Annotated in this window: 11 protein-coding genes; 8 read left to right on the forward strand and 3 right to left on the reverse strand. The window is 71.4% G+C overall.

Annotated elements, in window-relative coordinates:
- Positions 1 to 44: 44 nt before the first annotated feature.
- Complete coding sequence (locus ACFWVE_RS06770) at positions 45 to 1550, reverse strand: peptidoglycan recognition protein (RefSeq protein WP_384008937.1); 1506 nt, start codon at positions 1548 to 1550, stop codon at positions 45 to 47.
- Between the two features lie 129 nt (positions 1551 to 1679).
- On the opposite strand from ACFWVE_RS06770, the gene ACFWVE_RS06775 reads away from it, so the two are divergent.
- The 6 genes from ACFWVE_RS06775 (at position 1680) to ACFWVE_RS06800 (ending at position 10545) form a co-directional block, all read left to right on the forward strand.
- Entirely contained in the window at positions 1680 to 2435 is a 756-nt protein-coding gene (locus ACFWVE_RS06775) for a TIGR03089 family protein (RefSeq protein WP_384008939.1), read from the forward strand.
- A gap of 264 nt (positions 2436 to 2699) precedes the next feature.
- Positions 2700 to 3989 (forward strand): LCP family protein, encoded by a 1290-nt coding sequence (locus tag ACFWVE_RS06780; protein ID WP_384008941.1) that lies wholly within the window; start codon positions 2700 to 2702, stop codon positions 3987 to 3989.
- A 239-nt stretch (positions 3990 to 4228) separates the two neighbouring features.
- Positions 4229 to 6043 carry an LCP family protein gene (locus ACFWVE_RS06785; protein WP_384008942.1) on the forward strand — a complete coding sequence of 605 codons (1815 nt, stop codon included), beginning with the start codon at positions 4229 to 4231 and terminating at the stop codon, positions 6041 to 6043.
- A 364-nt stretch (positions 6044 to 6407) separates the two neighbouring features.
- Positions 6408 to 8162 carry an LCP family protein gene (locus tag ACFWVE_RS06790; protein WP_384008944.1) on the forward strand — a complete coding sequence of 585 codons (1755 nt, stop codon included), beginning with the start codon at positions 6408 to 6410 and terminating at the stop codon, positions 8160 to 8162.
- 176 nt (positions 8163 to 8338) lie between these two features.
- Entirely contained in the window at positions 8339 to 10051 is a 1713-nt protein-coding gene (locus ACFWVE_RS06795) for an LCP family protein (RefSeq protein ID WP_384008946.1), read from the forward strand.
- A 131-nt stretch (positions 10052 to 10182) separates the two neighbouring features.
- On the forward strand, positions 10183 to 10545 hold the full coding sequence (locus tag ACFWVE_RS06800; protein WP_384008948.1) for a four-helix bundle copper-binding protein: 363 nt from the start codon (positions 10183 to 10185) through the stop codon (positions 10543 to 10545).
- A 134-nt stretch (positions 10546 to 10679) separates the two neighbouring features.
- Here the strand turns inward: ACFWVE_RS06800 and ACFWVE_RS06805 are convergent, their stop codons facing one another.
- Entirely contained in the window at positions 10680 to 11963 is a 1284-nt protein-coding gene (locus ACFWVE_RS06805) for an LCP family protein (RefSeq protein WP_384008950.1), read from the reverse strand.
- Between the two features lie 90 nt (positions 11964 to 12053).
- On the opposite strand from ACFWVE_RS06805, the gene ACFWVE_RS06810 reads away from it, so the two are divergent.
- Positions 12054 to 12647, forward strand: coding sequence for an acyl-CoA thioesterase (locus ACFWVE_RS06810; protein ID WP_384008952.1), 594 nt, complete (start codon positions 12054 to 12056; stop codon positions 12645 to 12647).
- Positions 12648 to 12672: 25 nt separating this feature from the next.
- On the opposite strand, the gene ACFWVE_RS06815 is transcribed toward ACFWVE_RS06810, so the two are convergent.
- Entirely contained in the window at positions 12673 to 14109 is a 1437-nt protein-coding gene (locus tag ACFWVE_RS06815; RefSeq protein WP_384008954.1) for an LCP family protein, read from the reverse strand.
- Positions 14110 to 14361: 252 nt separating this feature from the next.
- Between ACFWVE_RS06815 and ACFWVE_RS06820 the strand changes: the two genes are divergently transcribed.
- The gene (locus ACFWVE_RS06820; RefSeq protein WP_384008956.1) at positions 14362 to 15402 is read left to right on the forward strand and encodes a glycosyltransferase family 2 protein; all 1041 of its coding nucleotides are present in this window, start codon (positions 14362 to 14364) and stop codon (positions 15400 to 15402) included.
- Positions 15403 to 15455: the final 53 nt, after the last annotated feature.

The following is a 15455-nucleotide window of genomic DNA, read 5'->3' on the forward strand; positions in this document are numbered from 1 at the left end:
GTGTCTCCGGCAGGAGGGAACGCGGGCCCGGCGGCCCGCCGTTCTCAGCGGCCCTGGTAACCGGCCGCCGCGGAGCGGGCGGTGCCGAGCTTGTCGTAGAGCTTCCCCCCTGGGCACACGGTGTTGAACCCGTCCCGGTGGCCGGAGATCACGTTCATCCGTACCTTCGTGCCTTTTGCGTAGAGATTGCCACCATCGGACGTCAGGTATGTCTTCGCGCCCGGATCCATGCCGTGCAGTCCGAGCTTCCACGCGGCGAGCTGGGCGACGCCCGTCACCGCGGCGGCCGGCGGGTCCGTGGTGTCGAAGGTGCCGAGAACCGCCACGCCCATGGTGCTGCTGTTGAACCCCAGAGTGTGGGCGCCCAGGACCGGGTTGGCCACTCCCCCGGCCCGGCCCTCGTAGATCTTCCCGCACTTGTCGACGAGGAAGTTGTAGCCGACGTCCCGCCAGCCCATGCTCTCCGTGTGGTAGCGGTAGATACCGCGGATGACGGAAGGGGCCTGCGCGCACGTGTAGTTGTTGCCGGAGGCGCTGTGGTGCACGAAGGCCGCGCCCACCTTGTCGGTGTAGACGAACGCCTGCTCCCGCAGGCTCTCGTCCGCACCCCACCCGCTGCGCGTGACGATGCCGGGGCGCGGGCCGATGTGCGGATTCGCCTGCTGTCCGGCCGCCTCGGTGCCGCGCAGGGCGTGGTACTCCTCCTCGGTCTCGGCCCGGGTCAGCGCCGGGATCCCGGTGGCGCCCAGGGGCACGAGCGGGGCGTTGGCGGCGGATGCGGCAGCGGCCCCCGCGCTCATCACACCGGTCCGGGGAGCCTCCGCCGCGGGGCCCGCGGAGCCGTCTGCGGGGTTCTGGTCGGGGTTCTGGTCGGTGTTCTCGCCGGGGCTCTCGGCGGAGCTCTCGGCAGTGCCGTCCTCGGGCGGGGCGCCGTCCCCCGGGTCGACGAGTTCGAGGCGCATCCCGGACGGCAGCAGCGAGGCGGACTTCTCGGCGCCTTCCCCGGCGGTGGAGCCGGTGGAGCCGGAGCCGGCCTCCGGCTCCGGCTCCGCGTCCGGTCCGGTCTCCGCCCGGACCCGGATCTCCACGCCGTCCGACTCGCCCACCCACAGCGGTGCGGTGGCACCGCGGACCCGGCCCGAGGTGCGTTCCGCGGTCCCGGGATCGGCCCCGTGGTCGGCGTTGTGGGTCTCGACGTCCTGCCAGCCGGACCAGGCGCCGGTGTCCGCCGCGCGGGCGCGGACCTGGACCCGGCCGTGGAGTTCGGCGGCGGGGTCGTCCCAGATGACGCCGACGAGGGAGAAGTGCCGTACGGACCGCGGGGCGAGGCCGAACGCGGCGGCGCCGGAGGCACGGTCGGGCTCGAGGGGCCGCAGGGGCAGCGACTGGGTGCTGCCGGGGGTACTGGACCCGGTCGTCACCGCTGCGCGGGTGGCCGCCGTGTCCGTCCGGCCCGGGCCCGCGTCCGCCGCGGCGGCGGACGGGGCGAGGGGCAGGGCGAGTGCGGCCGCACAGGTGACACCGATGGAGGAAGCAAGAGTTCTACGCATGCCCCTGATCTTGAACATAGTCATACAAATCTGTCCATCGGGGAATTGACGGGCTGTCGGGACCCGTTCCGCCGAACCGGTGCCCCGGGCACCCGGTGCGCGCGGCCGTGTCCGCGTACGCTTGCGCGGGTGAACGCCACCGACCGCACCCCCGCCGACCTGCTGGGTTCCGCGCTCGTCGCGGACCCGGGACGCCCCCTGGTGACCTTCTACGACGACGCCACGGGCGAACGTGTCGAATTGTCCGTGGCCACCTTCGCCAATTGGGTGGCCAAGACCGCGAACCTGCTGCAGGACGAACTGGCCGCCGAGCCCGGTGACCGTGTGGCGCTGCTGCTGCCCGCGCACTGGCAGACCGCCGTGTGGCTGCTGGCGTGCGCGTCGGTGGGCGTGGTCGCGGACGTGTCCGGCGACCCGGCGGCGGCCGATGTCGTGGTGAGCGGGCCGGACGCGCTGGAGACCGCGCGGACCTGCTCGGGCGCACGGGTCGCGCTGGCCCTCAGGCCGCTCGGCGGACGGTTCCCGCAGCCCCCGGAGGGCTTCGCCGACTACGCCGTGGAGGTCCCGGGACAGGGCGACCGGTTCGCGCCGTACGTGCCGGTCGACCCCGAGGCGCCGGCGCTGATCGTGGCGGGCCGGGGGTTCACCGGGGCCGAGGTGGTGCAGCGGGCCCGCGCGCAGGCGACGGACCTCGGGCTGACCGGACCGGCCTCGCGCATCCTGTCGGGGCTGCCGTACGACACGTGGGAGGGTCTCCACGCGGGCCTGTACGGACCGCTGGCGACCGGCGGTTCGGTGGTGCTGTGCCGGAATCTGGACCGGCTCGGGAACGACGCCCTGGACAAGCGGGTCGAGAGCGAGCGGGTCACCGTCATCGCCCGCTGACAGCCACCCCGCCCCGGCCGCACCCCCGGCCCGGGCCGGCCGCTCAAACCGGCTCCGCCGGGCCGTCCCCCGTACGCCGTGCCCCGTCCCCCGTTCGGATGCGCAGCACCCGCCCCCGCCGCGCATCCGGGTCATCGTCGTGTCAGCGGCACACCGCTCCCCGACGCCCGTACGTCCGTACCTCACCCGTATGTCCGTACGCCGTCCCGCGGTTCCGTATGCCGCCGCAAGCCGTCCCGTACGCCGCGAGGGGGTGGACCGGTCATGAGCGACACCGCAGGCGCGTCCCCCGCGGACCCGGCGGGCGGGGGTGCCCTCGGGCCGGGGGCGGGAGCCTCGGCGAGCGGAGCGGGGCTCCCGCGGCACGGACGGCGGCGGTGGATGCTGGGCGCCGGGCTCGGTGTCGCGGCCCTGCTCCTCGTGGCCGCCGGGGCCGGGTGGGCGGTGTACGTGAAGCTCAACGGGAACATCACGCCGGACGAGGCGGCCGCGGCCGAGCTGGCGCGGTTCGAGAAGGAACGGCCGACGGCACTGGTCAGGGACGCCCGGAACATCCTGCTGATCGGCTCGGACTCGCGCTCCGGGGACGAGAACGCCCGCTACGGCCGGAACCCGGGGACGGAGCGGTCCGACACCGCGATCCTGCTGCACCTGCCGGCGGGCCGGGGCAGCGCCACCGCGGTGTCCCTGCCCCGGGACCTGATGGTGGACGTGCCGGGCTGCCTGCGCCGGGACGGCAGCCGCACCGAGCCCGTGTTCGCGATGTTCAACCAGGCCTTCGAGTGGGGCGGTTCCGCCTGCGCGATCCGCACCGTGGAGAAACTCACCGGCATTCGCGTGGACCATCACATCGTCGTGGACTTCCAGGGCTTCAAGGAGATGGTCGAGGCGGTCGACGGCGTCGAGGTGTGCCTGCGTGAACCCATCGACGACAAAGCGGCCAAACTGAGGCTGCCCGCGGGCCGGGTGACGCTGAACGGGGAACAGGCCCTCGGCTATGTCCGCGCCCGCAAGTCTCTCGGTGACGGAAGCGATACGCACCGTATGGAGCGTCAGCAGCGATTCCTCGGGGCGCTCGTCAACAAGGCGAGCGGCAATGGCGTTCTGCTGAATCCGGCCAAGCTGTATCCCGTTCTGGACGCGGCCACTTCGGCGCTGACGACCGACCCGGGACTGGCGAGCCTGCGGGGTTTGTACGAACTCGTCCGCGGACTCCGTGACATCCCCGCGGAACGTGTGCAATTCCTCACCGTCCCCCGGGAGCCGTACACGAACGACGTCAACCGGGACCAGCTTTCACAGCCCGAGGCGGAGGAACTGTTCGAGCGGTTGCGCAGGGACGCGTCGGTCGCGGTCACGCAGGGCGCGGCGCACGGCACCGGCACGGAATCCGAGTCCGGCGCGCCGTCCGGAAATCCGGACGGCGAAAACACGGAGGGTGATGGAAAGGTCACGCGCAACGAATCCGGGGGACAGCCGGAGGAAGCGGCCGAAGCGGCTTCTCCCGCACCGACGTTCTCCGGGAACACGGCCGCCGAGGACACCTGCGCGTAAAGCCGGCTCTCAGGCGACTCCCAGACTGCGAAGTCATGTCAAGGGATATGCGCGAATTGCCCAGTTGTGAGGATGTGGAATGCGCCACCGGCGTCGCCGGAGGTCGTTCCGTGGCGTTAGTGTGTGCGCTCCCGGTGCACGCGTTCCTGAGATTCACTCTTCAGGCGCGCACTGAGGACCGACCGAGCGCCTGGGAGGGGAAAGGCGCCGCGTGGCACCGACGGAGGATTCAAACGACCGTGGACGCGCAAGGCCGTGGGCGGGGCAACGACATCGACCCCGCAGACCAGTGGGTACTCAACCCGGACACCGGTGATTACGAGCTGCGACTGAACCATTCCGCACCGCAGCCGCCGGTCCCCTCTCCTCGCAGACGGCGTTCCTCCGGTCCGGGCGGCGGCGCGGGGGCGGGCAAGGACTCCGGCGCGGGTGCGCCGCACGGCCGCAGCGATGCTCCCGGGCGCGCGGCGGAACGGCCCGCCGGCCGCAGAGCGTCCGAGCGCGATGCGTCCGAGCGCGATGCTCCCGAGCGCGAGGGGCCGCCACGCAGGCGCCGCGGTGCGCCGGAGGAGCCGCCGCCGGGCAGGCGCGGGCGCCGGCCGGTGAAGAAGAAGTCGAAGGCCAAGAAGGCCCTGCTGTGGACCGGCGGGACGACGGCGTTCGTGGTGCTCGCCACCGCCATGGGCGGCTACCTGTATCTGGAGCACCTCAACGACAACATCAACGCCGTCTCCGACGACGGCGCGAGCACCGGTGGCTTCCAGAAGGACAAGGCCATCAACATCCTGCTGATCGGCACGGACAAACGCACCGGCGAGGGCAACGAGAGCTACGGCGACGCGGGCAGCGTCGGACACGCCGACACCACGCTTCTGCTGCACGTCTCCAAGGACCGCACGAACGCGACCGTGCTCAGCATCCCGCGCGACCTCATAGTGGACATCCCCGACTGCCCGACGCAGATGGAGGACGGGACGGAGAAGGTCATCCCGGGCTCCAGGGCCCGCTTCAACACCAGCCTCGGCCAGAGCGACCGTACGCCGAGCTGCACCATGCGGACCGTCACCGAGCTGACCGGGATCACGCCGGACAACTTCATGGTGGCCGACTTCAACGCGGTCAAGACGCTCACCACGGCGGTCGGCGGGGTCGAGGTCTGTCTCGCCGAAGCCGTCAACGACAAGGATTCCAAGCTCAATCTGCCCGCCGGCACGCACACCATCGAGGGTGAACAAGCCCTGGCGTTCGTCCGCACCCGGCACGCCTGGGGCAACCAGGGCGATCTCGACCGCATCAAGGTGCAGCAGCAGTTCCTCGGCGCGCTGATGAGGCAGCTGAAGTCCAGTGACACGCTCACCAGTCCGACGAAGATGGTCGACCTGGCGGAGGCGGGCACCAAGGCGCTCACCGTCGACTCCCAGCTGGACAGCATCAACAAGCTGAAGGACCTCGGTCTGGAGCTGGGCAAGCTCAACACCAAGAACCTGACGTTCACCACGCTGCCGGTGGTCGACAACCCCGCCGAGACGGTGAAGGCGACCGTCGTCGTGGACGAGTCCAAAGCACCGGAGATCTTCGACCTGATCAAGAACGACGTGTCGTTCACCGAGGTCGAGCAGCAGGAGAAGAAGGAGAAGGCCGCGGTCGCCGCCCGGCTCAAGGGCACCAAGGCACCGGCCTCCGAGGTGCGGGTCCAGGTCCTCAACGGCGGCGCCCCGGCCGGCAGCGCCCAGGAGGTGCTCACCTGGCTCCAGGTGGAGGAGGGTGTCGGCAAGTCGGAGAACGCCGGCAACGCCGGCGAGACGCTGAAGAAGACCACCCTCGAGTACGCGCCCGACCAGGCCGACCAGGCCCGCCGCCTCGCCGACCTCCTCGGCCTGTCCGGCTCGGGGATGAAGCCCGGCGAGAGCGTCACCAACTCCCAGGGGGCCCCCGCGATGACGCTGGTCCTCGGCGAGGACTTCAAGGGTGCGGGCGTCTCCCTCACCACTCCCGCCAAGGCGCCGGAGGACATCGAGAAGTCCACGGCCGACAAGGTCGAGTGCGCGGAGTGAGGCGGCGCCGAACGCGCCTTGCGGTGCGCGGGCGAAGTCTCCGCGGATGCACCGGTTCGACCCGGCGGGTGGGCCCGTCACGTGTTCTGCGGGGTGCGTGACGGGACCGTGCACGGTGCGAGCCCTGCGGGGAGGTCGCCCACGCCCTCATTTCCCCACCCAATGGGGCGGTTTACCCCTTTTCGCGGACGAGGAATTCGTCACTGAGGCCCCGTCCCGCTCAGGTCGGCGGCTAATGTGAACGCTCCAGTGCCCCGGCCGCGAGGACCGTCCTGGCGTCGCGCGCACGGTGGTGACCAGTACGCGCGGACACCCTCCGGAGGGGGGAGGGTGCCGTGTGGCCCCGACGGAGGATCGGACGAGCGTGGACGCGCAGAGCCGTGGGCGGGCGGACAAAGTCGACCCCGCAGACCAATGGGTACTCAATCCGGCCACCGGTGAATACGAACTGCGACTGGGTCCTTCCGCACCGCGGTCCCCCGTCCCCGGACCCCGCAGAACCTTCCCGCACACCACGAACCACCCGGCCGGCCCCGCCGGCACGGGCCACCCCTACGGTGCCCTGCCCGGCGGCCCCCCGCGGGCACCCGGCCACGAGGTCCCGCCGCCGCGGCGGCGCGGCACGCCCGAGCCGCCGCCCGGACGGCGCGGAGGCCGGCCGGGACAACGGAGGCCGAGGGCGAGGAGGACCCTGCTGTGGACCGGCGGGACGATGGCGTTCGTGGTACTCGCCACCGGCACGGCCGGCTACGTCTATCTGAAGCATCTCGAGAGCAACGTCAACACGACCGACATCGGCGACGCGGGCTCGGGCGACTTCAGCAGGGACGAGGCCTTCGACATCCTCGTCCTCGGCACCGACAAGCGCACCGGAGCGGGCAACGACGGCTACGGGGACGCGGGCAGCGTGGGCCATGCCGACACCACGATTCTGCTGCACGTCTCCAAGGACCGTACGAACGCCACCGCGCTCAGCATCCCGCGCGACCTCATAGTCGACATCCCCGACTGCCCGACGAAGCTGGAGGACGGGACGGAGAAGGTGATCCCGGGGCTGCAGGGCGCCCGCTTCAACCGGAGCCTCGGTGAGGGCGGCCGGGACCCGGGCTGCGCGATGCGCACGGTGGAGGAAGCCACCGGCATCAAGCCCGACCACTTCATGATGGCCGACTTCAACGCGGTCAAGACGCTCACCTCCGCGGTCGGCGGCGTCGACGTGTGTGTGGAACACGCGGTGGACGACAAGCAGTCGAAGCTGAAGCTGCCCGCGGGCGAGTCGAAGGTGGCGGGCGAACAGGCCCTCGCCTTCGTCCGGACCCGGCACAGTTTCGGCAACGAGGGCGACCTCGACCGGATCAGGGTGCAGCAGCACTTCCTGGCCTCGCTGATGCGCAAGATGTCCTCCAGCGACACCCTCACCAGCCCCACCAAGCTGGTGAAACTGGCCGAGGCCGCCACCGAGGCACTGACCGTGGACACCGGCATCGGCAACGTGAGCACGCTCAAGGACGTCGCCCTGGAGCTGAAGAGGGTCCCGCCGAAGAACATCTCGTTCACCACGGTGCCGGTGCGTGACAACCCCGCGGAGACGGTGAAGGCGACCGTCGTCGTGGACGAGGCCAGGGCGCCGCAGCTGTTCGACGCGATCGCCGGCGACGTGTCGCTGACCGAGGTCGAGAAGAAGCGGGAGAGGAAGGAGAAGGCCGCCGTCGCCGCCCGCCTGCAGGGCACCAAGGCACCGGCCTCCGACGTCCGGGTGCAGGTCCTCAACGGCGGCGCCCCGGCCGGCAGCGCCCAGGAGATGCTCCGCCGGCTCCAGGTGGAGGAGGGCGTCAGCAAGTCGGAGAACGCCGGCAACGCCGGCGAGACGCTGAAGAAGACCACCCTCGAGTACGCGCCCGACCAGGCCGGCCAGGCCCGCCGCCTCGCCGACATCCTCGGCCTGTCCGGTTCGGCGCTGAAGCCCGGCGCGGGCGTCACCAACTCCCAGGGGCTGCCCGCGATGACACTGACCCTCGGCGAGGACTTCACGGGCGCCGGATCACCGCTCGACGGTTCCGCGGCGAGGGCTGTGGACGTGGAGAAGTCCACTGCCGACAAGGTCGAATGCGCGACCTGACGCTCGGCCGAGCCGCGCCCGGAGGCTCGTGCGGGACCCGAGCACTGCTCGCCAGAAGTTGTTGACGTGGAATTGCATTCCTGGGGCAACTGACTGGCCTGTCGTGCGTCTAACAGGACGCAGGACAGGCCAGTTCCACGATGCGAGGAGTACCAGGGGTGGGGAGGGCGACGGAAGTGACGCAGCGCGCCGCGCGGAAAACGCTCCGCGACGACCGGCGTGATCCGGGCCGGGACGACGGCCCCTCCGTCGTCCCGGCCGACGGCGAGAACGCGGCAGGCGGTGACAGCGGCGAGACGCCCACGCCGGACGGTGACGACGGCGGCATACCCGCGTCCGGCGCCGACGCGCCCGCCTCCGGCGAAGGCGGCGGCCGTCGCCCGCGGCGCCGGATGCTCAAGTGGGGCGCGGCGGTCCTCGCACTGCTCCTCCTCGGCTCGGCCGGGGCCGGCTACGTCTATTACCGGCACCTGAACGGCAACATCAAGCAGAATCCCCTGAACCTGGGCGACGGCAAGGTCGCCGAGCCCACACCGAACGCCGCCGGGCAGACCCCGCTGAACATCCTGCTGATCGGCTCCGACGCCCGGGACAGCAAGGAGAACCAGGAACTCGGCGGCGCCCGCGAGACGTTCGGCTCCACCCCGCTGGCCGATGTGCAGATGCTGCTGCACCTGTCCGCCGACCGGACCAACATGTCCGTGATCAGCATGCCCCGCGACACCCTCGTCCGGATCCCGAAGTGCACCGACCCCGAGGACGGGACGGTGTACGAGGCGAGCAACGGGCGGACGATGACCAACCAGAGCCTCGGACACGGCGGTCCGGGCTGCACCGTGGCCACCTGGCAGGAGCTCACCGGCATTCACATCGACCACTTCGTCATGGTCGACTTCGCCGGGGTGGTCTCCATGGCGGACGCCGTCGGCGGCGTCCCCGTGTGCGTGGACGCCAACATCCTCTCGCGCGACAGCCGGGGCCACGGCTCCGGACTGAAGCTGGCCGAGGGCACCCACCCGGTCAAGGGCGAGCAGGCCCTCCAGTGGCTGCGTACGCGCTACGGCTTCGAGGACGGCAGCGACCTCGCCCGCGCCAAGGCGCAGCACATGTACATGAACTCGCTGGCCCGTGAGCTGCGCGAGAACGCCACCCTGAGCAGCCCCAACAAGCTGCGCAGGCTGGCCGAGGAGGCCACCCGGGCGCTCACCGTCGACCCCGGCCTCGACACCGTCAAGAAGCTGTACGACCTCAGCAACGAGCTGCGCAAGGTGAAGCCGGAGCGCATCACCATGACCACGATGCCCAACCGGTACGTGGGTGCCCGTGTGGAGCCGACCGAGGACGCGGACCAGCTGTTCCGGCTGGTCCGCGACGACATCGCCCTGGACGGCAAGGACGAGGAGCCGACGCGGGCCGAGGAGGCCGCCGCGGAAGCGGCCGAGGAGGAGGCGGCCGCGTCCGCCGAACCGGCCGCCCCCGATGCCGAGATCGCGGTCCGGATCGTCAACGGCACCCGCACCGACACCCTCGCCTCGGCGTCCGGCCGCGCGAGCACCGTGGCCGGACTCCTGCAGGAGAAAGGGTTCACCGGCGCGTCCGCCGACACCGCCGGCTCCCTGAGCGAGCAGCTGACGCTGGTGCGCTACCCGAGCGCCGACCTGAAGAGCAACGCCCTGCGCGTCGCCGAGTCGCTGGGCGTTCCGGAGAGTTCGGTACGCCGGTCCACCGACGTCTCCGGTGTCACGGTCGTCGTCGGCGCCGACTGGCGCGAGGGAACGGTGTACGAGGCACCCGAACAGGACGACACGACCCCCGAGTCGGCCGAGGCCCTCAACGGGGCGGACGACTCCGCCTGCATGAAGGTCGACCCGAACTACACCTGGTCCTGACAGGGGCCGGGGATCACCGCGCGCCCCCGGACCGGGCGCATCGTGCGTCCTGTGGTGGTCATGGGGCAAGGGGCGTAGGACTGAAGGGCGGGGGTCGGTCCGCGGCCCCCGCCGTTCCCCTGGGAGGAATCATGACCCAGTCTGCCGCCGCGTCCCCCATGAGCAAGGAGATGCAGGACTGCGTCGAGGCGTGCATGGACTGCCACAGCACGTGCGAGGAGACCATGAGCTCCTGTCTGCGGATGGGCGGACAGGCCCCCGCGCAGGTCATGGGAGCCCTCATGGACTGCGCCGACATGACCCGCATGTGCGCCGACATGATGATGCGCCGCTCGCCGCTGGCCGCCGAGATGTGCGCGATGTGCGCCACGGCCTGCGACCTGTGCGCCGAGGCGTGCATGTCCCTGCCGGACGACGCGCAGATGACGCGCTGCGCGGAGTCCTGTCGCCGCTGCTCCGAGTCCTGCCGTGCCATGGCGGGCGCCACGATGTGACACCGGACACCGGACACCGACACCGACGCCGGAAGAGGCCGGACGCCGGACACGGCCGGGGGCGCCCCGTGGGGTGCCCCCGGCCGTTCGGCCGTCCTGTCCGCCCCGTCCGTCCGCCGCCGGCGCCGTGGGGCTCAGTCGCCCTTGACGGTGACCTTCTCGTCGTTCTTCAGCTCGTCCACCAGCTGCTTGACCTTCGCCTTGTCCCAGAGCAGGTTGCCGCCGGAGGAGCCCGCGAGAGGCATGTTCAGGGAGGTGCCGTCGCCACCGCTGACGCCCTTCATCGACCAGAACATGTCGGCCAGGCCGAACAGGCCCATGTCCTCGTCGACGATCAGCGAGTCCAGGCCCGCGCCCATGGTCGGGTACAGCTTGAACGGGTTCAGGACCGTGCCCGGCGTCGCCACCTGGTTCGCGAGGGCGGAGAGGAACTTCTGCTGGTTCTTCGTACGGTCCAGGTCGGAACCGGCCAGCGCGTACCGGGTGCGGACGAAGGCGAGGGCCTCCTCGCCGTTCAGCGTCTGCTTGCCCTTCTTGAGGTCGGCGCCGGACTTGGTGTCCTTGATGTCCTGCGGGATGTCCATCTCCACGCCGCCGACCGCGTCCACGATGTTCGCGAAGCCGGCGAAACCGATCTCCACGTAGTGGTCGATGCGCAGGCCGGTGTTGAACTCGACGGTGCGGACCAGGAGTTCGGGCCCGTCCTCCGCGTAGGCGGAGTTCAGCTTCATCTGCCGGCCCGTGCCCTGGTACGTCTTGCCGGACTCGGAGCCCTTGAAGGTGGGTATCTCCACGTTCGAGTCGCGGGGCAGCGAGACCAGGGTGGGTCCGTTGCTGCCGGTGTGCAGGATCATCATGGAGTCCGTGCGCTTGCCCTCGGCGGACCCGGTGCGCAGGTTCTTCTTCTGCTCGTCGGTCAGTCCGGCCCGGCTGTCGGAGCCGACGATCAGGTAGTTCGTGCCCTCGCCCGCCTCCGGCCGGTCCAGCACGATCGACAGGTCGACCTCGCGGTTGAGCTTCGAGTCCGCCCAGAAGTAGGTGCCCACGGTCGTCACGACCAGCACGGCCGCGACCGTGATCGCCGTCACCTTGATCCGGCGGCGCCAGTCGGGCGCGGGGCGCTGCGCGTAGCGGCCGTCGTCGCCCGGACCGCCGGGGCCGCCGTAGCCACCCCCGCCGGGGGAGCCGTAGACCTGGCCCGTGTTGTAGCCGTTGTCGTAGTCGCCGCCGTGCCCACGGCCGTCCACGTACGACGGCTGCTGCGGCACGGTGCCGTGCGCCCCCTGGCCGGGCGGGGCCGCCGGGCCGCGGCGGACCTGGCGCATGACCCGGGCGCTCTCGGGCTGTGCGCTCGCGCTCCCCTGTCCGTAGCGGGGACCGCGATTGTCGTCGGACCAGGCCTCGGGCCAATCATTCATGCGCAACAGTGTGCAGGTCCGGGCTGTGCGTCGTACCAGTCCTCGGAAAATAGGAGCAGCGCTGTTGCGAAGCTGACACAAATACCCCGGATGCGGCCTCGGCATAAGGTGGAGGCCATGACAGATCAGGCCCCAGCCCCACTCACGGAGAGTCCCGGCATCCCCGACATACCGGGCAAGCCCGTCTCGGCGTCGCGGACGACCCTCAGCCACATCATGACCCACAGCGACACCAACCTCCTGGGTACGGTGCACGGCGGCGTGATCATGAAACTCGTCGACGACGCGGCGGGCGCGGTCGCCGGACGGCACTCCGGAGGGCCCGCCGTCACCGCCTCCATGGACGAGATGGCCTTCCTCGAACCGGTCCGGGTCGGCGACCTGGTCCATGTGAAGGCACAGGTCAACTGGACCGGCCGGACGTCCATGGAGGTCGGCGTGCGAGTCCTGGCCGAGCGGTGGAACGAGTCCGCCCCGGCCACCCAGGTCGGCTCGGCGTATCTCGTCTTCGCGGCCGTCGACGCCGACGGCACACCGCGCCGCGTGCCTCAGGTGATACCGGAGAGCGAGCGGGACCGGCGCCGCAACCAGGAGGCCCAGATCCGCCGCACCCACCGCCTGGCCCGCCGCCGGGCGATCGTGGAGCTGCGCGAGAAGCGGGCGGCGGACGGGATCGAGGACTGACTCCGCCCGCCCCCGCGTGGCGGGGCTACGAGCAGCCCACCTCGTCGCCCCGCACCACCCCGAACTCGTCCTTCCCGGGGTTCTCCGCCCGGACCTTGCGGACCTTCTCGAAGTCGCTGCCGGCGATCACCTTCAGAGTGGCGCCCTGGCCGTTCACCGCCCGCAGCCCGCTGCCCGGCAGGGCGGCGGCGAGGGACTTCGCGGAGCGGTCCCAGCGCGGGTCGTAGGCGACGACGGTCCGCTCCACGGAGCGGACCGCCGCGTTGACCGGAACACGGGTGGTGTTGAAACCGGTGGCCGCGAGGGCCGCGTCCACACGGCGGCCCAGGCCCTTCGTCTCCGTGCCGTTCTCGACCTGGACGCGGATCTGCCGGGGATCCACCGGGACGCGCCGCGCCGCGTCGGGCGACGACTGCGCGGAGAGCGGCTCGTCCTCGCGCAGCGCCTGAAAGATGTCCTCGGACTTCTCGGGGTCCCACTTCACCGTCGCCCCGATGCCCTTGACCGTGTGTCCCGCCCTGCTGAGCGGCACGGTGGTGAACTCCGACGAGGCGGGCGAGAAGCTCCGCATCGCCCGCCCCAGGTCCAGCAGTTCGCCGGTGCCGAAGCCCTTGTCGGCGCGGACCGAGCCGAGCACCGCGCGGGTCACGTCCCGGAACCTCATCGGGTTCAGCAGGATCCCGGAGGACGTCGCCCGGTCCACCAGGGCCGCCATGAAGTGCTGCTGGCGCTTCATCCGGCTGAGGTCGGCCGCGCCGTCGACGTGCCGGGCGCGCACGTACTGCAGGGCCTCGCCGCCCTTGAGGGTGTGCCGGCCGGCGGGCAGGTCGAGGCCGGTGTGACCGTCCTTCAAGGGCTCGCCGGTACACAGTTCGACGCCGCCGACCGCGTCCACGGTCTTCATGAAGCTGGTGAAGTCGAGCTCCAGGTAGTGGTCGATCTTCACCCGGGTCATCTTCTCCACCGTGCGCACGGTCAGCTGCGGCCCGCCCTCCGCGTACGCCGCGTTGAGCTTGGCGGGGTGCCCCTCGTGCTTCTCGCCGCTCACCCGGTCGGTGTGCGCGGGCGTCATGGCGTACGAGTCGCGCGGCAGGCTGACGACGCTGGCACGCTCCCGGTCCTCCGAGATGTGCACGATCATGATCGTGTCGGTGCAGTTGCAGGGCGCCCCGCCGAGCCGGTACTTCCGCCGCTCCTGAGCTCCGAGTTCCTCGCGTCCGTCCGTGCCGACGAGCAGGATGTTCATGCCGTGACCCGCCTCGGGGCGGTTCTTCATGTCCCGGAACGGGTCGACCCGGTCGATTCCCGCGTCGAGGCTGCTGAGCACCGCGTGTCCGATCCCGGCGGAGGCGAGCACCAGGACCGACAGCGTGGTCACCGCCCGCGTGCCCCAGCGCGGCCTCCGGCGCCCCGGTGGTCGCGGGCCGCCTTCCCGTGGCGGCTGCGGTCGGCGCTGCGGCATGGTGCGGGGCCGGGGGGACCGTGGCGACGCGGACAAGAGGGACACCTCCGGGCGAGGGCCGTACGAGGGGATGCGGGAGAGGCGGAGGGCGGGACGGAGGGCGCACGAGACAGAGGGACGCACGGGACATACGGAACATACGGGGCCGTACGCGAAATCCTGAGCACCGTAGGCCGATACGATCTGCGGCCCGGCGCAGCCGCACCCGGCACGCGCAGTACTGTCCCCCGTTCGCGGTAACGTGAGGCCCCTATGAACGCCAATCCCGACGTGCGGCTCCCCGCCGTTTCCGTGATCATGCCCGTGCTCAACGAGGAGCGGCACCTGCGCGGCGCCGTCCACGCGATCCTCGCCCAGGAGTACGCCGGCGAGATGGAGGTCGTGATCGCCCTCGGTCCCTCCACGGACCGCACGGACGAGATCGCCGCCGAGCTCGTGGCCGAGGACCCGCGGGTGCACACCGTGCCCAACCCCACCGGCCGCACCCCGGCCGCCCTCAACGCGGCGATCGGGGCCTCGCGCCATCCGGTCGTGGTCCGCGTCGACGGGCACGGGATCCTCTCGCCGGGCTACATCGCCACCGCGGTACGGCTCCTGGAGGAGACCGGAGCGCAGAACGTCGGCGGCGTCATGCACGCCGAGGGCGAGAACGACTGGGAGCACGCGGTCGCGGCCGCGATGACGTCCCGGATAGGTGTCGGCAACGCGGCCTTCCACACCGGCGGCGCCGCGGGCGAGGCCGAGACCGTCTACCTCGGGGTGTTCCGGCGCGAGGCGCTGGAGCGACAGGGCGGTTACAACGTGGAGTTCGTCCGCGCCCAGGACTGGGAGCTGAACTTCCGCATCCGCGAGGCCGGCGGGCTGATCTGGTTCTCGCCGGAGCTGAAGGTGTCGTACCGGCCCCGGCCGAGCATGCGGGCGCTGGCCAAGCAGTACAAGGACTACGGCCGTTGGCGGCACGTCGTCGCCCGCTACCACTCCGGTTCCATCAACCTGCGCTACCTGGCCCCGCCGGCCGCGGTGTGCGCGATCGCGGCCGGGATCCTGGTCGGCGGTCTGCTCACCCCGTGGGGCTTCGTCGTGCCCGGCGGCTACCTCGCGGCGATCGCGCTCGGCTCGGTACCGGCGGGCAGGGGGCTGCCGCCGAAGGCGCGCCTGCAGATCCCGGTGGCGCTGGCCACCATGCACATGTCCTGGGGCTGGGGCTTCCTGACCAGCCCGCGCTCCCTCGCGAAGAAGGTCATCGCCTCCCGCCGCCCCGCGGTCCACGCGGACGCGGACGCCCCGGCATGACGAAGGAAGGGCGCCCGAGTACGCGTACTCGGGCGCCCTTCGCGTGTCCGTGC

The organism is Streptomyces sp. NPDC058632 (genome assembly GCF_042717095.1).
GTDB lineage: Bacteria > Actinomycetota > Actinomycetes > Streptomycetales > Streptomycetaceae > Streptomyces.